Source organism: Streptomyces tuirus (assembly GCF_014701095.1).
Taxonomy (GTDB): Bacteria; Actinomycetota; Actinomycetes; order Streptomycetales; family Streptomycetaceae; genus Streptomyces; species Streptomyces tuirus.
Genome location: NZ_AP023439.1, coordinates 4458039 through 4476162, shown reverse-complemented (window position 1 = coordinate 4476162; position 18124 = coordinate 4458039). Strand labels below are relative to the sequence as shown.

The following is an 18124-nucleotide window of genomic DNA, read 5'->3' as shown; positions in this document are numbered from 1 at the left end:
GAACCCTTCTGACGGAGCGGAGGCTGACGAACCCTTCTGGCGGAGCGGAGGCTGACGGGCACCCCTGGCGGAGCGGAGGCTGACGGGTACCCCTGGCGGATTTGAATGCGCACACATATGATGCACGCGCATGCAATCGCCTTCTTCTGGGGGACACCATGACCCGCCGTTTCCTTTTCGTCCTGGGCAGCGCTCGCGCCGAGGGCAACTCCGAGCTGCTGGCCCGCCGGGCCGCCGAGCAACTGCCCCCGGACGTCGAGCAGGAGTGGATCGACCTCACCCAGCTCCCCGTGCCGGACTTCGAGGACCTGCGGCACGACAGCGACCACGTCCGCCCGACCGAGGGCAACGTGGCCCGGCTGCTGGATGCCACGCTCGCCGCGACGGACATCGTGATCGTCTCGCCCCTGTACTGGTACTCGGTCTCCGCGCAGACCAAGCGCTACCTCGACTACTGGTCGGGCTGGCTGCGCACGCCCGGCCTCGACTTCAAGGCGACCCTGGCCGGCCGCACCCTGTGGGGCGTCACCGCCCTCGCGCACACCCAGGAGGTGGTCGCCGACCCGCTCGTCGGGACACTCCACAACTCCGCGGCGTACATGGGGATGCGCTTCGGCGGGGTGCTGCTCGGCAACGGCAGCAAGCCCGGTGACGTGCTGACCGACGACGCCGCACTGACCCGCGCCAAGACCTTCTTCGAGCAGGAGGCGCCCCCGGCCAGGTTCCTCTACGAGGACTGAGCGCCACGCGGTGATGTCCTTGTGGTCTTGCCGGAGCCGTTCGGGCCGAGGAAGCCGAAGACCCTGCCCGCCGGGACGGTCGGGTCCAGGCCGTCGACGGCGAGCTGTCCGCCGCGGTGGCGCTTGGTGAGCCCGCGGGTGGCGATGACCGGTTCCCCGGCCTCGGCCCCCGCCGCACTCCGCTCCGTTTCCGCGGCGGACACCTCGCCCACCGGCTTCCTCTCGTTCTCTCGGCTCCCGTACGCCTCCGGGAGCTACTTCCCGGCGTCGGCCGCCTTCACCAGCGCGTCCTTGGTGACCAGACCGGCGTAGACCTTGCCGTCGTCGGTGACGAGGGCGTTGACCAGACGGGTCGAGAAGACCGTGCCCGAGCCGAACTCGCCGTGGACCTTGTCACCGAGCGAGTCCATGAAGCCGCCGAGGTCGCCGCCGGCACCGCCGGAGGGCACGCCCTCGCCGCCGGTGTCGAAGGTGGCGATGGCGCTCCAGCCCTCGCCGATGGTCTTCATTCCGTCGGGGCCCTTGCCGAAGTCCTCCTCGTCCTTCGGGGCGTGCTCGCGCGCCCCGCCCTTGCCGAAGGTCGTGCCGGGAGCCTCCTTCGAGCCCTTGTCGAGGTCCTTCTCCTCGGTCACCTTCGCGCCCTTGGGCGGGGTGAAGTCGAAGGTCGAGGCGGCCGGCTTGGCGAAGCTGACCTTCGTGAAGCCGACGTCGATCACCGCCGCGCCGCCGCTCGCCGGGGTGAGGGTGAACTTCAGCGGCATGCCGGTCCTGGCGTCCACGGCGATGCTGATCGCGCCGACCGTCGAGCCGGACTGCTTCGGCTCGACGACGAGCTTGTAGGCGTCCCGGCCGGCGACCTGGGCGGTGCCGCCGACGGTCACGGAGGTCGTGTCGTCGGCCGCCTTCAGGGCCTCCTCGGCGAAGTCCTTCGGCGTGGCGGGCGGCTGCTGGTCCTTGCCGCGCTCCGGGCTCGTCGAAGAGGTGCCGTGGTAGACCTCGTTGGACTTGCTGTCGTAGCCCCAGACGTCCTTGCCGTTGTGGATGACGCTGTACTCGGCGGCGTTCTCCAGCAGCGACAGCTTCTGCCGGTCGGGGCCGTCGGCGGCGACGCGCAAGGTGTGCGTGCCGGAGGCGAGTTCGGTGAGCTTGGCCGTCGGGTCGGCCGAGGAGCCGCCCTCGCCCTGGCCCGCGGCGCCGGACAGCAGGCCGGACTCCAGGCCGCCGAGATTCGGCAGGCCGAGGTCGGTGCTGACCTTCACCGTGCCGGACAGCTGCTGGACGTCCGAGGTGGCGATCTTCTCGATGAGCTGCTGTGCGGTGATCTTCGGGAGGTCGGGGTCACCGGAGTCGGCGAGCGCGGGGACCAGCCCGATCGTCGCGGCCGCCACCCCTATCACCGTGACCGGGACGACGTACCGCGCGGCTTTGCGCCGCCCGGAGCGCTGCTCGTCGACCTCCCCGGCGGTCGTGCTGTCGTCGGATGCGTACGGTGCCATGTGTGCCCTACCTCCGTGGTCGGCGGCGGCTGTCCGTGTCGTCCACGCACTCGTCCCTGAGCCGCCATTCTCACCCGAACAGGTGAGGAGTGGTGTTTTCCGTGGTCACCATCTGACCAAATCGGCAAGGGAGATACGTCAGACCCCGGGCTCAACTCCGTCTACTGCTGGGGTATGACACGGAGGGGCGACTTCTCCCCCGACCCGTAGGGGTCGCAGGAGGGAGACGAGTCAGCCGGCCCGGTGCACCACCGCGTCGCACAGCTCCAGGAGCGCCGCCTTCGCGGTGCACTCCGGCAGCGGTGCCAGCGCCGAACGGGCGTCCTGGGTGTAGCGGACGGTGTCCTGCCGGGCCTGCTCCAGCGCCGGGTGGGCCCGCAGCAGGCGCAGTGCCTCGGCGTGCCGTGCGTCGTCGGTGAGGTCGGAGTCAAGGAGCTCGGACAGGGCGATGTCCTCGGCGAGCCCGAGCCGGGCCGCCCGCTCGCGCAGCCTCAGCACCGGCAGCGTGGGGATCCCCTCGCGCAGGTCGGTGCCGGGGGTCTTGCCGGACTCGTGGGAGTCGGAGGCGATGTCCAGGACGTCGTCCGCGAGCTGGAAGGCGACGCCGAGCCGCTCGCCGTACTGGGTCAGGACGTCCACGACCGTGTCGTCGGCGCCGGACATCATCGCGCCGAACCGGCACGACACGGCGACCAGCGAGCCGGTCTTGCCGCCCAGCACGTCCAGGTAGTGCTCGACGGGGTCGCGGCCGTCCTGCGGTCCGGCCGTCTCCAGGATCTGGCCGGTCACCAGGCGCTCGAACGCCTCGGCCTGCACCCGCACGGCCTCCGGGCCGAGGTCGGCCAGGATGTGCGAGGCGCGGGCGAAGAGGAAGTCGCCGGTGAGGACCGCGACGGAGTTGTCCCAGCGGGTGTTCGCGCTCTCGACGCCGCGGCGCACGGCGGCCTCGTCCATGACGTCGTCGTGGTACAGCGTGGCGAGGTGGGTCAGCTCCACGACGACGGCCGACGGCACGATGCCGGGCGCGTGGCGGTCACCGAACTGGGCGGACAGCATGACGAGCAGCGGGCGGAACCGCTTGCCGCCGGCCCGGACCAGATGCTGGGCGGCCTCCGTGATGAAGGGCACCTCACTCTTGGTGGCCTCGAGCAAGCCTTCCTCGACAGCCGCCAATCCGGCCTGGACATCGGCCTCCAGAGCCTGGTCCCGCACGCTCAGCCCGAACGGCCCGACGTCGGTCACGAGGGGTCTCCTGTCTGCTGTGTCTGCCGGTGATTACGCGGATTGTCGATAGGTCGCTGCCCTCACTCGAGTCAGCGTATCCGGTCACGTTTCGATCACCGCCAGCGCCCATGGTTACAGGCCGGGTGGTATCCGATCACGACCCTTATGTTTTCGATCAACCTATAAGAACAGATATTTATCGACTTACCCCGGGGTAGCGAGTTATGCACGATTTGCCGTGATGAGTCGGTGAATTCCCCTTGAGGAAAATTGCCCCAGGGACTCGTGATCAGTGAGTTGAATCACTTCCTCCGCTTTTCCCCGTCACTGCGGCAGCGGCCTCTAACGCCTTCCCCCGAAAGCCAGTTGAGCCTTGGCTTCCGCAAAGGATCAAGCGGCCCAAACGCCCCCGACCAAGGTCAACCGCGCGATATGTGACTGAGGCGCTTGTTCCCGACATGTGCTCTCGCATACGTTCCGGCCCTGTCCGGCGGACGCCTAATCCTGCCGCCGCCCGGACTCCCCACAGGAACCGACTCACTCACGCGTGGCAGGAGCGGGGGACCCAGGTAAGTCGCCGGTCCGCACAGCGGCCCGGCTCGGGGTGAAGCCGCGTACGGCACACAGCGCCGTACGCGGCCGGGCACCTCCCGGCCCGAACCCGACAGCTCACCTCGCAGGCGCCGGAGAGGAACATCGCCATGGCCGGACGAGGCAAGCACCGTCGCCCCGGAACCAACCCGCTGACCCGAGGCCTCATGGCCGCCGGTACCGGCGGAGCAGCACTCACCCTTCCGCTTCTCGGCGCCACCCACGCGAGCGCCGCCGAGCCCCAGAACGCACCCGCCGCCGCACAGTCCGTGCAGCGGGCGGCCCAGCCCGCCAAGTCCCTCGCGTACACCGTGGTCAAGGGCGACTCGCTCGCCCGCATCGCGGCCACGTACGACGTCTCGGGCGGCTGGAAGCAGCTCTACAAGGACAACCGCGCCGCCGTCGGCGACAACCCGAAGCTGATCCACCCGGGTCTGAAGCTGACGGTGAAGACCACCAAGACGGACGCGGCGAAGAAGACGGCGACCAAGTCGTCGGCCCCCGCCAAGCCGGCCGCCAAGCCCGCCGGCGGCGTCGCCAAGGCCACCCAGGCGTCCGCGAAGACCTACGCGAACAACCTCGACGGGTGGATCCGCGAGTCGCTCGACATCATGGCGCAGAAGGGGATCCCGGGCTCCTACGACGGCATCCACCGCAACATCATGCGCGAGTCGTCCGGCAACCCCCAGGCCATCAACAACTGGGACTCCAACGCCGCCGCGGGCACCCCGTCCAAGGGCCTGCTCCAGGTGATCGACCCGACGTTCGCCGCCTACCACGTGGCCGGCACCCCCTTCGACCCGTACGACCCGGTCGCCAACATCACGGCTGCCTGCAACTACGCGGCCGACCGCTACGGCTCGATCGACAACGTCAACGGCCCGTACTGAGCCGTCCCGCCCAGCAGTCGCTCGAGGACGACGGCGATGCCGTCGTCCTCGTTCGACAGGGTGACCTCGTCGGCCACGGCCTTGAGTTCGGGATGGGCGTTGGCCATCGCGACGCCGTGGCCGGCCCAGTCGAACATCGGGATGTCGTTGGGCATATCGCCGAAGGCGACGGTGTCCGCCGGCCGCAGTCCCAGATGCTCGGCGGCCAGCGCCAGCCCCGTGGCCTTGGTGATCCCGCACGGCTGGAGCTCGACCGTGCCGGGCCCCGACATCGTCACCGTGGCCAGCGAGCCGACCACCGAGCGGGCCGTCGCCGCCAACTCGTCGTCCGTCAGGTGGGGATGGCGCAGCAGCACCTTGCTGATGGGCTCGCCCCACAGCTCCTCGCGCCGGTCGACCCGCACGGCGGGCAGGGTCGGGTGCGGCATCAGATACCCCGGCTCGATCAGCGTGAGCCCGTCGACCCCGTCCTGGTCGACCGCCGCGTACACCTGCCCCACCTCGGCCTCGATCTTGCCGAGGGCGGTCTCGGCCAGCTCCCGGTCCAGCCTGATGGACCACAGCAACCGGCCCGCGCCGGCGTCGTACACCTGCGCGCCCTGTCCGCACACCGCGAGCCCCCTGCACCCGAGGTCGTCCAGGAGCGGCCGCACTCTCGGCGCCGGCCGGCCGGTCACCACGAGGTGCTGGGCACCGGCGTCCGCCACCCGCGCGAGCGCGGCGAGGGACCGGTCGGAGAGGGTGTCGTCGCCGCGCAGCAGCGTCCCGTCCAGGTCGGTGGCGATGAGTGAATATGCGAGGGGTGCGGCCATGATCAGAGAATACGGACAGTGCGGCCCTTCGTTTCATCGCACGGTGGACGCCGATTGCCCGGTTGAAGGCCTCTGCACCGGTTGGCAACAACATGCTCCGCTACCTACCCGTGGGGCCGCATAGAGCGGTACCTTCCAAGTGTCCAGGGGGGACTTGATCGGGGGGTCAGGTTGAGCAGTGGGCGCATTCGCGTGGCTGGGCCCGGGGAGCTCGGCGAGGGGGAGAGGGAGCGCTGGCGTGCGCTGCGCGCCGCCTCGGAGGCACCGCGCAACCCTTTCATGGAGCCGGAGTTCACCGATGCCGTCGGCCGGGTCAGGCCCGGGGCCCGGGTGGCCGTGGTGTACGAGGGCACGGAGCCGGCCGGCTTCCTGCCCTACGAACGGGGCCCGTTGGGCCAGGGCCGGGCGATCGGGCTCGGCGTCTCGGACGCGCAGGGCGCGATCCTGCGGCCGGGCCTCGATCTGGAGACGGGCGAACTGCTGAGGGCCTGCTCGCTGTCGAGCTTCGCCTTCGACAATCTGGAGGCCGAGCAGCGGCTGTTCGTCCGGTACGCGGCCGAGGAGTACGCCACCTACGTCATCGACGTGGAGAAGGGCTACGAGACGTACGAGTCGGTGCTGCGCGCGCAGTCGCCGAAGTTCCTGAAGACCACACTGGCCAAGGAGCGCAGGCTGGGCCGGCAGGCCGGCGAGCTGCGCTTCGTGTTCGACGAACGCGATCCGGCCGCGCTGCGCACGCTCATGGAGTGGAAGTCAGCGCAGTACCGCAGGACCGGCCGCCGGGACCGGTTCGCCCAGGAGTGGATCACCCGGCTCGTCGGGCAGCTGGCCCGGACCCGGGCGCCGGAGTGCAGCGGCACGCTGTCCGTGCTGTACGCCGGTGAGCGGCCCGTCGCCGCGCACTTCGGGCTGCGTTCGGCCTCGGTGCTGGCCTGCTGGTTCCCGGCCTACGACCCGGAGTTCTCGAAGTTCTCGCCGGGTCTGGTGCTGCACCTGCGGATGGCCGAGGCAGCCGCCGCCGAAGGCATCGGCACGCTCGACCTGGGCAGGGGCGCGGCCGAGTACAAGGACGCGCTGAAGACGGGCGAACTGCCCGTGTACGAGGGCGCGGTGACCCGTCCGGGGGTGGGCGCGGCACTGCACTGGCTGAGCCGCGAACCGGCACGCCGCGCGCACAGCTTCGTCCGCAGCAGGCCCCAGCTCGCGTCGCTGGCCGCGCGGACGCTGAAGGGCGCGGCTCGGCTGCGCCGTGGCTGACTTCACGAGGGGGGTGGGCGCATGGCCCGTTCGGCGCGTGCGCAGGAGGAGATACGGCGGTTCCTGGACATCGGGGCGGTACAGGTCGCCGAGCTGGACCTCGACGGTGAGGAGGCGGTGCTCAGACCCGGCCCGGGGAGTCCGCCGGTGACGCACGGGGAGGTGTTCGTCCTGGTCAGGAGGGGCGGCCGGCCCGTGGGCACGCTGCTCGGGCGGGTACCGGGGGGCGCGGACGCGAAGGCCGTGCTGGCGGACCGGGCGCGGGCGGAGTGCGGGCCGGCCGTGTTCGCCGGGCCCGGGGAGCCGCCGATCACGACCGTCGTCGTCGCGACCCGGGAGCGGGCCGGGCAGCTGGCGCGGGCGCTGGACTCGCTGCTGGCGCAGGACCATCCGCGGTTCGACATCGTCGTCGTGGACAACGCACCGGTCACGGACGAGACGCGGGAGCTCATCGAGCGGAAGTACGCCGAGCGCGTGCGGTACGTCTGTGAGCCCGTTCCGGGGCTCGCAGCCGCCCACAACGCCGGGCTGGACGCCGTGCGTGGCGAGGTGGTCGCCTTCACCGACGACGACGTGGTCGCCGACCCGCGCTGGCTGACCGAGCTGACCGCGCCCTTCGCCGCCGACGCCGGACTGGGGTGCAGCACCGGGCTGATCCTGCCGGCGCGGCTGACGACCCCGGCCCAGGTGCTGCTGGAGAGCCACGGCGGCTTCGCCAAAGGCTTCACTCCAAGGACGTACGATCCGGCGCACCCGCCGGGCGACGAGCCGCTGTTCCCGTTCACGGCCGGGCGGTTCGGCTCGGGCGCGAACATGGCGTTCCGCACGGCGGTGCTGCGTTCCGTCGGCGGTTTCGACCCGGCCACCGGGGCCGGCACGGCGGCCCGGGGCGGCGACGACCTCTACGGCTTCGTCCGCGTCCTGGCCCAGGGGCACCGGCTGCACTACACGCCGTACGCCCTGGTGTGGCACCACCACCGGGAGACCTGGCGGGACCTGGAGACCCAGGCGTACGGCTACGGCGCCGGGCTCACGGCGTATCTCACCGCGGTGCTCGTGAACCGGCCCGCGCTGCTGCCGGCGTTCCTCGCGAGGCTGCCCCGCGGCCTCGCCCACGCCCGCACGCTGACGGCGGTGCGCGAGACGGACACGGCGGACGGCGCCGGCCCGCCGGGCGACCACGACGAGCGGACGCATCCCTGGCCGCGGCGGCTGTCGCGGTTGCAGCGCAGGGGGATGGTCTACGGGCCCGTCGGCTATCTGCGGGCGCGGTACGCGCTGCGCGCGGCGGTTCGGGAGAAGACGGCTCGGCGGGAGAAGACCGCTCGGCGGAAGACCACCGCTCAAGGGGAGAACACCGCTCGGCGGGAGACCACCGCTCAAGGGGAGAACACCGCTCAGGGGGCGAGATGACGACGTCGGCGCGTACACGTGGTGAGGGGCCGATATCGCCCTCGGGCACCCCGGCCATCCCCGTCTTCCTCTACCACGCCGTGATGGACGACCCACCCGGGTGGATCGCCGAGTTCACGGTCACGCCACGGCAGTTCGCGGCGCATCTGGACGTCATCGCCGGCAGCGGGCGTACGCCCGTCACGATCAGTACGGTCGCCGATCATCTGGCCGGGCGGGCGCCCCTGCCGCCCCGGCCCGTGCTGCTCACCTTCGACGACGGGTTCGCCGATCTTCCCGGCCCGACCGCCGAGGTCCTGGCCGCGCGCGGGCTGCCCGCCACCGCCTACCTCACCACCGGCGCCATCGCCCCGGGCGGCCGCAGTCTGCTGCCGCCCGCCCCGATGATGACCCTGGCCCGGGCGGCGGAGCTTGAACGTTCCGGCATGGAGATCGGCAGTCACACCGTCACACACGCCCAGCTCGACACCCTGTCCGCCAAGGCCCTGGCGTACGAACTGCGCACCTCCAAGGCCGTGCTGGAGGACGCTCTCGGCCACGAGATCCGGCACCTCGCCTATCCGCACGGCTACAACAGCCCCCGGGTGCGGGCCATGTCGGCCCGGGCGGGCTACGAGACGGCGACGGCGGTGCGGCACGCGCTCAGCTCCGAGCGCGACGAGCGCTACCGCATCGCCCGGCTCATCGTCCGGCGCACCCACACCGTCGCCGATGTCGAGGGCTGGCTGGCGGGGGTGGGCGCGCGGGTCGCGCCGTACCGGGACGGGCCGAAGACGATCGCCTGGCGCTGGTACCGGCGGGCCCGTGCGGTGGTGCACGGGCCCGAGTTCGCGGGGTGACCCCGGCGGGGACTACCGCAGCGGCTGGTTGAGGTAGGGGTCGGCGACCGCCTTGCGCAGGCTGTCCCAGGCCGCGTCGTTCGCCAGCGCCAGGTTGCAGTGCGGTCCGGGGTCCCGGTAGTTCCACTGGAGGGCGGCCTTGACGCCGTCCAGGCCCTTCAGCACCCCGGGCACCTGCGCGTACCACTCGGCCTGCCGCTGCGGGCGGTTCGCGTCCGTGGCCGTGCCGAACTCGGAGAGCATCAGCGGCTTGTCGTCGGAGATGTTCGCGCGGATCCAGTCGTGTGTGGCGGCTTGCGTCTGCGCGAAGGAGAGCCAGCCGGCGTCGTGACAGCGGTAGTAGTTGTACTGGTTGTAGCCGACCCAGTCGACGTAGTCGTCGCCCGGGTACATCTTCTTGATCTCGTCCGCGTGGTCGAGGTACCCGGTGGTGATCCAGGTCCACACCACGTTGTCCACGCCCAGTGCGCGGAACCGGTCGTGGATGTGCCGGTAGGCATTCACGTAGTCGGTGGGGGTGCCGCTGGCGGGGGTGCGGGTGTCCATCTCCAGGTCGAAGGAGAGAAACACCTTCTTGCCGTAGTCCTTGATGCGCCGGGCCTGGACGTCGATGACCTTGTCGTCCAGCTCGCCGGAGGCGATCTGCTTCCAGTTCGGCTGCTGCCGCTCGGTGCCGCCCCACCACTTGCTCTCCCAGGAGAGCAGCAGCAGGTGGTCCTCGCCGACGCGCCGCTCCTCCGGGGTGAGCAACTGCCCCTCGCGCCGGGTGCCCGAGGGCAGGGACATGTCGTGGTACGTGTACACGATGTCCAGCTCGCGGCCCACGCGCTTCTCGTAGGCGCGCACCTTCTCCGGGAGGTCGTCCCGCTCGTGCGGCACGAACGCGCCGAACCAGGCGCCGCAGGGCGGTTCGAGGAGGGCCGTGGGGCGGCAGTCCGCCTTGGAGCCGGCGGCTCCCGAGTCCGGTCCCGACGCGTCGCGCAGGGCGAACGCGGCGACCAGGACGGCGCTGACGACGGTGGCGGACGTGATCAGCAGGCGGCGCCGGCCCGATGCCGACGGGCCGCCGGGCCGCTCCTGGTGCGGTTCTTTCCGGTGCTGTCCTCCGGTCGTGCTCGGCGTGCGGCGAAAGGGACGGTGGGGACGGTTGAACCTCACTGAGCGGAACCCTTCGGTGTCCTCGGCCGCGGGGAGGCGCGCAGGGGCGGGCAGAACGCGGCGAGTGTGGTCAGCAGCGTCAGCGTCAGCAGCACCCGCTGCGCGCTGAAGGTGTGCGTGGCGATCAGTACGGTCGCGACGAGCATCAGGGCGCCGATGCTCAGGAACAGCGTCAGCATCAGCCGCTCCAGCAGGTCGGAGTGGCGGGCGAAGTCCGCCTCCCGGCGCTCCACGGGCCCTTCGGCGGGCCGTGCCCCCAGGGCGGGGGCGCAGACTCTGACCATGGCCGCGCCCGGGCCCGCCGCCAGGAAGAGCACGACCGCCGCGCCCCGCAGCGGCGATCCGCCGGGCAGGGCGAGCGCGGCCAGCGCCAGCCAGCCGCCGAACGGGGGCAGCATCCGGACCACTAGCTCCTGCGGTGTCATCGCTCCGCTCCCCCTGACTGCTTCAGCACGTAGAGCCACCCGGCGCTGTTCTCCGCCACCAGCCGGAAGCGCGGCGAGGCGGCGACGGACGTCCGGATGCGGTCCAGCTGCGCCTTGTCGAGCTGCCCGTTCATCTCGGAGTTGGCCAGCTGCCCCTGGGTGAGCAGGAAGTAGGCCCGGCCCGGCCGCTCCACTCCGGCCATGTCCCGGGCGAGGGTGGCGGCGGGGCTCCTGACGATCCGGTCGACGTGACTGCGGGCGTCGTCGAGGAACCAGTAGTGGTCGACGCTCCCGTAGGAGGCGTACGCGTCCGGGTAGTTGCGGTTGGCGGCCACGACCAGCGAGCCGTCCGGTGCCTGGTCGAAGAGCTGCCGTACGAGGGCGACTTCCTGCGGCGGGAAGTAGTTGATCCGGTCCTTGCCCGAGTAGGCCGGGACGAACGCCAGGGTTCCGCCGAGCAGCGCCGCCAGCGGCACCCAGGTGCCGGTCACCCACCGGCGGGCCTTGGCGGGGCCGGTGGCCTGCCGGTGGCCGGCGTCCTGTGCGGCGGGGCCGGTGGCGGTCTGCCGGTGGCCGGCCCGCTGTGCGGCGGCGTCGGCGGCCAGCGTGCGGACCTTCGGCAGCAGCGCCGCGGCGGCGAAGAAGGCGGCGCCGGGCAGCATGAACAGCAGCACCCGGAAGATCATCTCGCTGCCGTAGCTGCTCGCCGCGAACATCGGCAGCGGGGCCGCCGCGACCAGCAGCAGGGGCCGGGCGCGGTGGCGCAGCACCCGCTGGCGCAGCACTCCGACGGCCGCGAGCAGCAGCACGGAACCGGACAGCAGCCGGGCCGCCCAGGACGTGGCGATGGCTCCCGTGCCGGTCGGGGTGGCGCCGTAGCCCGTCTCGACGTTGGCCCCGACGTCGCCGATGGAGCGGATCATGTCGGGCATCGCCGCGGACAGGAAGGGCAGCGCGGCCGTGAGGCACCAGGCCAGGAAGATCACGACGGTCGTGACCACCGGCACCCAGTCGCGGTGGCGGCGGCTCAGGCACAGGGCGAGCAGGCAGACGACCAGCATGCCCGGGGTGAGCTGGTGGGAGATGACGATCGCCACGATCATGACGGTGATCACCACCGTCCACACGGCCTGCCGCGGCCGGCCCCGCCGCACCGCCGACCGGCCGAAGCGCCGCAGGACGACGGCGAGCACGCCCACGTGCAGCGCGTACGCCACCGACTGGGGGGAGAAGTAGTCCTGCCCGACCCAGTTGGCGACGTAGAAGAGCCAGACCGCCGTCCAGATCAGCCGCCGGTCCTCGGTGAAGGTGCGGTAGATCAGCAGCAGCGGGAGCAGCAGCATCAGACTGGAGGCCAGGGGCCACCAGGCCATGAACATCGCCGCCGAGTCGACGCCCAGCAGTCGCTGCAGGGCGGCCTGGGCGGCGAAGAAGCCCGGCCACTGGTCGTACACGGCCATGTCGCCGACCTGATCGGCCGTCTGCAGACCGCCTGCCGTGAGCAGATGGTCGATGACGGCCTCGTGCTTCCACGCCCAGGCGTACAGCGGGGTCGGGTAGAGCACCGCCTGCGTGGCCCGCTCCATCACCAGCAGGCCGAGCACGTACGCCGCCGACCAGGCGGCCGGTCGGCGCGCGTCGCGGACCGTGAACCAGAAGCCGGTGGTGAGCACCGCGAGCCCCGCCCAGAAGGCCGGGTGCAGCGCGCTGACCAGCCCGTAGTCGTCGAGCCGCGAGACGTCGGTGTGCCGCACGGCGTACGCCCACAGGGCGAGCGCGACGAGCAGCGGAACGGCGGGCCAGGCCTGAGCGCCCCGCCCGGACCAGGCGGGGGGCAGGTCGGCCAGGTCCGTCAGGGGCTCGTGGGCGGGGCTGGAGGACTCCGAGGAGGAGGGACTCGAGGACTGGCTGGCCGTCTCGGGGCCGCTGCCGGAGGTGTTCGCGCCGTCCCGTGCGGGTGTGGGTTCCGGCGTGGATCTCTCCCTCGGTGTGGTTGGCGGACGCACGGTGGTTCCCCCCTGGCGGTTGCTCTCTTCGGCTCTGTGTCGGCTCTGCTTGACGTTTGCTTCGGGTCTGCTTGGGTGCTTCGGGTCTGCTTGGGATCTGCTTCGGCCTTTTGGCCTTGTGCCCGGATCGGTCTCGGCTTCGGGTGTGATCAGTCGTGGGGCGGGCCGCTCGGTGGTCCGCCGGCCGTTCGGTTGGCTCTGGGGCCTGGTGAGGCCGTGGTGCGGGAGCGTGTCCACGCTGTCGCGGCGCGATGGAGCAGCAGGAGCAGCGCGAGGGCGGCGAGCAGGGGCGGCGCGAGGGGTGCGAGCGCGTCGCGCCACACCCAGCCGCCGACCGCGACGAGATACAAAACCCCCCAGCGCCCCGGCCACGTCAGCCGCGCGCCCGCCCTCGCGAGCAGCAGCCCCAGCGGTACGAGACACAGCAGCTGGCAGGCCGGCGGCGCCCAGCGCAGCAGCGGCTCGGGCCCGTCGAGCCCGACCGCGTCCGCCAGGAAGCCGGCCGCCTTCTCATACAACGCCCCGTCCACCGGCCGCGGTTCCCGTCCGAGGGCGACCGGTGCGGCGTACAGGGCGAGCAGGGCGGCGGCCAGTGCCGTGCCGGGCAGCCACGGGTCGCGCCGGGTGCTCAGCGTGACGGCGGCGACGAACACCACGAGCAGCAGGCCGCCCGCGGTGAGCGACGGCAGGGGCAGGCCCTCCAGCAGCTGCCGTCCGGTCAGCGCGGCCCGCGAGGCGCCGTCGAGCCATGGCAGGTCCCGCAGCGGTGCGAGGAAGAAGAGGGAGGCCACCGCCAGCAGGCTCCACAAGGCGCCGCTCAGCCGCCGCTCCCGCAGGTCCTGGTCCGGTTCCCCGGGCTCGGGGGGCGGGGGTTCCCTGGTCGGTCCCTCCGGTCGCACGATCAGCGCCAGCGTGTCCGCCTGGAGCGCCTCGCGTTCGTATCCGGGGCGTCCGATGAACAGCGTGACCGTGTCCTGGTCGCCGTTCCTGGGCTGGTAGGCGGCCCGGCGGGCCCAGGTCGTGCCGTAGCCGGCGGTGGCGTTGAGTTTCGCCCAGTGGGTGCCGTAGGCGGGGTCGGCGGGCGTCCGGGCGGGGGGTGCGCCGTCGTCGTTGCGCAGGGCCGTGCGCAGTCCGGCCATGGAGACGACGGCGATCAGCGTCATGCTCAGCAGCACCGCCCAGCCGGCGCCCGCGATCCCCGCCGGGGTGAACAGCACGGCGGCGCTGCCCAGCACCAGGGCGCACATGGCCCCTTGGAGCGCTGCCAGCACACCCGTGCGCCCCTGGACGCGCAGCACGCCGATGTACAGCTCCACCACCACCCGCGGCAGGGCGCCGAGGGCCAGCAGCCGCAGCACGGTCGAGCCGTGCTCGGCGTAGTCCGGGCTGAACGGCGTGAGGATGTACGGGGCGAAGACGACCAGCACGGCCACGACCGGGACCAGCAGCAAGGTCATGCGCCGCAGGGCGCCCCGGACACCGTCGGCGAGCTGGCGCGGGTCGTGCGAGGCGTGCGCGGTGAGCGACGAGGCCATGTTGATGGCCATGAACTCCATCGTGCCGCCGACGGTGTAGGCCACGTAGAAGTAGCCGTTCTCGGCGGCGCTGAAGCGGACGGCGACCATCACCGGCAGCAGGTTGATCATCGCCAGGCTGAACAGGGCGCCCAGCGAGTCCCCGGCCAGGAAGCGGCCCATGTCCTTGATCTTCGGGGGTTCCTTGTCGCGGTCGGCCTCCGCCTGCCGCGGGATGAGCCGGCGGAAGATCAGCCAGCCCAGCGGCAGGGTGGAGAAGGCGATCGCCACCGCCCAGGAGACGAAGATGCCGAGGACGGGCAGCGTCCCGGCGAAGACGGCCAGGAGGGCCAGCTTCCCGACCGAGAACACCGCGTTCCCGGCGGGCACCCACTCCGCCTTGCGCAGTCCGGTGAGCACCCCGTCCTGCAGGGTGAGCAACGCCCAGGCCACACAGGCCGCGACGAACACCGCGCCCGCCATGGGCGTGCCCAGTGGGGCGTAGGACGCTCCCCAGGCGTCGAGCGTGAGCAGGAAGACGGCGGCGGCGAGCGCCACGACCAGCGAACTGGCCACGTACGTGCCCCACACCAGCCGCCCGGTCTCCCGTCCCGCGCGCGGGACGAAGCGGACGACGGCGCCGATCATCGTCGTCGCCGTGATGCTGGCGAGCAGCCGCATCGCGGCGATCGCGGCCGAGCCCTGGCCGACGGCCTCCTCCGTGTAGTAGCGGGCGGCCACCAGCCAGAACCCCAGGCCCAGTACGGCGGAGACGCCGGTGCTGAGCATGAGGAAGTAGGCGTTCTTGAACAGGGAGTCGTGGGTGTGGTCGGCGCCGGCAGGCTTCGGTCCGCCGCCGTCGGTGCGCGCGGCGGCGGGCTCGTGCACCTGGATCTCAGCCACGGGACTGTCCCAGCCCTCCCGCTGCCGGCGCGTTCCCGGGCAGTTCTCCCGGCGCCCGGACGGGCTGCGCCCCGGAGCGCTCCAGCACCTCGACGACCGTGCGCGCCCGCAGCGGGTCCACGGGCAGCGCGTGCCGCGCGAACCAGCGGGCCGCCTCGGGGGCCGGTGAGGGGTCGGTGAACTCCGCGCCGGCGTAGTCGTCCAGGGGCGGGTCGTAGAGGTAGCCGACGACGATGCCCTGCCGGGCCAGGGCCGCGAGCGCCGCGTCCCGGTCGGCCACGAACAGCGGGACGCGGAACAGCGGCTGCGTCCCGTGGCCCTCGCGCGGCTTGGCCCAGGGCGTGGACAGCAGCAGTTCCGTCCCTGCCCGGCAGGCGTCCAGCACCTCGTCCAGCCGGTCGAGCTTGTGGCCGATGCGCCGCAGCCGCAGCCGGCCGGGCTCCAGGCGGTAGTCGTGCATGTCGACGCGCACCCACGGGTGGTGGGCGTCGAGCCCGGGCGTCTCGCGGGCGGCGAGGGCGAGTTCGTCCGGGCGCAGGGGCATCCGGATCTCCTCGCGGTCCGCCAGGCCCAGCAGCCGGATCGCGGCCCAGGCGGCGCGCCGCAGCCGCAGCCCGCGCACCGTCGCCTCCGCGTACGGCCGGACCAGGTAGGCGAGTTCGGCGCTCGCCCGGCGCGGTGCGAGCAGTCCTTCGCAGGTCTTCTCCACCGCCTCCCGTAACCCGGGGTCGGCGAGCGAGAGCATGCCTCCGGCCTTCGCCCCGACGTGCTTGGACAGGCTGAACACCGACGCCTCGCCCCACGCCCCGACCGGCCGGTCCCCCACCCGGCTGCCGATCGCGTGCGCCCCGTCCTCGAACAGCGGGATCCCCAGCGCGTCGCACTTCTGCCTGAGGCGCGGCGCCGGGTCCGGGTTGCCGTACAGGTTCGTCGTGAGCACGGCCGACACCGAGCCCCACACCTCGTCCGGCACGGCGTCGAGATCGATGGACGCGTCGAGCGGGTTCAACGGCGCCTGCACCGGGCGCAGTCCGGCCGCGAGCACGACGAAGAAGATCACGTCGTCGTTGACCGGCGACATCAGCACGCGTCCGCCGGGCGGGCACCAGTGGCGCAGCGCCACGTACAGCCCGAAACGGCACGACGGTACATACACACATTCCCGGCCGAGCCGGGTGCGCATGGTCTCTTCCAGCCGCTTCGGCTGTGCACCACGCCGCACCGAACCCGGACCGGCCTCCCCTATGGCCATCCGCCCCCCAGATGTGCCGTGGGAAAGCCCCCTCCCCGAGGCCTTCCGGCACCCGCCCAGAGTCGCCCCGTTCGCACCGCTCCGTCAAGATTGCGTCGCGTCCTGTGGATAACTTCCGGCACGTACGAATGCGGCGTCCCGTCCGGCCCGCCGGAGTCGCCCCGTCCGGTCCCACCCGGGCCCACCTGCCCCGTTCGTCCCCCTCCACCTCCTCGGACTCTGCCCAGGACCGGTGTGTCACCCGTAACGTGTGGCACGACCACGAATACGTGGTGACGACTTGGCACACCCGAAAGCGAGGCAGCACCCGATGCCCCCCTTCGATGTCCCCGAGGGCGACCCCTTCGGCCCGCACAATCTGCCGTACGGCGTGTTCTCCCTGCCCGGTTCGTCCCACCGGACCGTGGGCGTCCGGCTCGGCGACCATGTGCTGGACGCGGGCGCCGCGGCCCACGCGCTCGGCTCGCCGTACGCCTCCCTGCTCGCCCGGCCGACCCTCAACGCGCTGATGGCCGCGGGGCGCACGACTTGGTCGGACGTGCGCCGGGCGCTGACCGCCTGGGTGACCGTGCCGTCCCACCGCGAGACCGTCGCCCCGCTGTTCCACCCCCTGTCGTCGGTGGAGCTGCACCTGCCGTTCGAGGTCGCGGACTACGTCGACTTCTACGCCTCCGAGAACCACGCCCGCAACGTCGGGCAGATCTTCCGCCCCGACGCGGAGGACTCCCTCACCCCCAACTGGAAGCACCTGCCCATCGGCTACCACGGCCGCTCCGGCACGGTCGTCGTCTCCGGCACGGAGGTCGCACGGCCGTCCGGCCAGCGCAAGGCCCCCACGGACGCCGCTCCCGTCTTCGGACCGTCCGTCCGCCTGGACATCGAGGCCGAGGTCGGTTTCGTCGTCGGCGTGCCGTCCCGGATGGGCGCGCCGGTGGCTCTCGGCGACTTCCGCGAGCACGTGTTCGGGCTCTGCCTCCTCAACGACTGGTCCGCCCGCGACGTCCAGGCCTGGGAGTACGTGCCCCTCGGCCCGTTCCTCGGCAAGTCCTTCGCCACGTCGGTGTCGGCGTGGATCACCCCGCTGGACGCCCTGGAGGAGGCCCTCGTGGCGCCCCCGGCCCGGACGCACGAGCTGCTGCCCTACCTGGACGACAGCGACGAGGAACCCGGCGGTTACGACCTGCGGATCAGCGTCGCCGTCAACGGCCACGTCGTCTCCGAACCGCCCTTCTCCACCATGTACTGGACGGCCGCCCAGCAGCTGGCCCACATGACCGTCAACGGCGCCTCGCTGCGCACCGGCGACCTCTACGGCTCCGGCACGGTCAGCGGCCCGGCGGAACGGGAGCGCGGCTCCCTGCTGGAGCTGACCTGGAACGGCCGCGAGCCCCTCGAACTCCCCGACGGCAAGCGGACGTTCCTGGAGGACGGCGACGAGGTGACCCTCTCGGCCTGGGCCCCGGGACCGCACGGCGTCCGGGTGGGGCTGGGCGAGGTGACCGGGCGCGTGGCCCAGGGCTGAGGGCGGACGCGCGGGGGCCGGCCGGTGGCCGCCCCCGAGGTCCCTTCCGTTGTCGTTCGAACCCTCGCGCACACCGCCCGGC

The 18124-nt window shown here is 72.2% G+C and carries 14 protein-coding genes, 1 pseudogene and 1 riboswitch; of the genes and pseudogenes, 6 read left to right on the top strand and 9 right to left on the bottom strand.

What is annotated here, in order from left to right; genetic code table 11:
* Positions 1-158: 158 nt before the first annotated feature.
* Positions 159-740 carry a flavodoxin family protein gene (locus tag IGS69_RS20645; protein ID WP_190901971.1) on the top strand — a complete coding sequence of 194 codons (582 nt, stop codon included), beginning with the start codon at positions 159-161 and terminating at the stop codon, positions 738-740.
* 20 nt (positions 741-760) lie between these two features.
* On the opposite strand, the pseudogene IGS69_RS20640 reads toward IGS69_RS20645, so the two are convergent.
* The 3 genes and pseudogenes from IGS69_RS20640 to IGS69_RS20630 form a co-directional block, all read right to left on the bottom strand.
* Positions 761-952: pseudogene (locus tag IGS69_RS20640) on the bottom strand (ABC transporter ATP-binding protein); the annotation flags it as partial.
* A 42-nt stretch (positions 953-994) separates the two neighbouring features.
* Positions 995-2236 carry a LolA family protein gene (locus IGS69_RS20635; protein WP_190901969.1) on the bottom strand — a complete coding sequence of 414 codons (1242 nt, stop codon included), beginning with the start codon at positions 2234-2236 and terminating at the stop codon, positions 995-997.
* 231 nt (positions 2237-2467) lie between these two features.
* Positions 2468-3478 (bottom strand): polyprenyl synthetase family protein, encoded by a 1011-nt coding sequence (locus tag IGS69_RS20630; protein WP_190901967.1) that lies wholly within the window; start codon positions 3476-3478, stop codon positions 2468-2470.
* A gap of 502 nt (positions 3479-3980) precedes the next feature.
* Positions 3981-4158, top strand: a riboswitch (cyclic di-AMP (ydaO/yuaA leader).
* A gap of 3 nt (positions 4159-4161) precedes the next feature.
* On the opposite strand from IGS69_RS20630, the gene IGS69_RS20625 reads away from it, so the two are divergent.
* Entirely contained in the window at positions 4162-4941 is a 780-nt protein-coding gene (locus IGS69_RS20625) for a transglycosylase SLT domain-containing protein (RefSeq protein ID WP_190901965.1), read from the top strand.
* On the opposite strand, the gene IGS69_RS20620 is transcribed toward IGS69_RS20625, so the two are convergent.
* The gene (locus tag IGS69_RS20620) at positions 4905-5753 is read right to left on the bottom strand and encodes an HAD family hydrolase (RefSeq protein ID WP_190901963.1); all 849 of its coding nucleotides are present in this window, start codon (positions 5751-5753) and stop codon (positions 4905-4907) included. The two genes, IGS69_RS20625 and IGS69_RS20620, sit on opposite strands and share 37 nt — an antisense overlap.
* Before the next feature lie 186 nt (positions 5754-5939).
* Here IGS69_RS20620 and IGS69_RS20615 point away from each other — a divergent pair, with 186 nt between their 5' ends.
* The 3 genes from IGS69_RS20615 (at position 5940) to IGS69_RS20605 (ending at position 9262) form a co-directional block, all read left to right on the top strand.
* Complete coding sequence (locus tag IGS69_RS20615) at positions 5940-7010, top strand: GNAT family N-acetyltransferase (RefSeq protein ID WP_385863359.1); 1071 nt, start codon at positions 5940-5942, stop codon at positions 7008-7010.
* Positions 7011-7031: 21 nt separating this feature from the next.
* Entirely contained in the window at positions 7032-8423 is a 1392-nt protein-coding gene (locus IGS69_RS20610; RefSeq protein ID WP_232543597.1) for a glycosyltransferase, read from the top strand.
* An 83-nt stretch (positions 8424-8506) separates the two neighbouring features.
* A complete protein-coding gene (locus IGS69_RS20605; RefSeq protein WP_190901959.1) occupies positions 8507-9262 on the top strand; it encodes a polysaccharide deacetylase family protein in 756 nt (251 codons plus the stop codon).
* 12 nt (positions 9263-9274) lie between these two features.
* Here the strand turns inward: IGS69_RS20605 and IGS69_RS20600 are convergent, their stop codons facing one another.
* From IGS69_RS20600 to IGS69_RS20580, 5 genes are all read right to left on the bottom strand, one after another.
* Entirely contained in the window at positions 9275-10420 is a 1146-nt protein-coding gene (locus IGS69_RS20600; protein WP_190901957.1) for a glycosyl hydrolase, read from the bottom strand.
* Complete coding sequence (locus IGS69_RS20595; RefSeq protein WP_190901955.1) at positions 10417-10845, bottom strand: hypothetical protein; 429 nt, start codon at positions 10843-10845, stop codon at positions 10417-10419. Before IGS69_RS20595 ends, IGS69_RS20600 begins: the two co-directional genes overlap by 4 nt.
* Entirely contained in the window at positions 10842-12701 is a 1860-nt protein-coding gene (locus tag IGS69_RS20590) for a glycosyltransferase (protein WP_190904578.1), read from the bottom strand. Before IGS69_RS20590 ends, IGS69_RS20595 begins: the two co-directional genes overlap by 4 nt.
* Before the next feature lie 299 nt (positions 12702-13000).
* The gene (locus IGS69_RS20585) at positions 13001-15268 is read right to left on the bottom strand and encodes a lipopolysaccharide biosynthesis protein (protein ID WP_190901953.1); all 2268 of its coding nucleotides are present in this window, start codon (positions 15266-15268) and stop codon (positions 13001-13003) included.
* Entirely contained in the window at positions 15261-16520 is a 1260-nt protein-coding gene (locus tag IGS69_RS20580) for a DegT/DnrJ/EryC1/StrS family aminotransferase (RefSeq protein ID WP_190901951.1), read from the bottom strand. Before IGS69_RS20580 ends, IGS69_RS20585 begins: the two co-directional genes overlap by 8 nt.
* Positions 16521-16830: 310 nt before the next feature.
* On the opposite strand from IGS69_RS20580, the gene fahA reads away from it, so the two are divergent.
* Complete coding sequence (fahA, locus tag IGS69_RS20575) at positions 16831-18042, top strand: fumarylacetoacetase (RefSeq protein WP_190901949.1); 1212 nt, start codon at positions 16831-16833, stop codon at positions 18040-18042.
* Positions 18043-18124 lie beyond the last annotated feature (82 nt).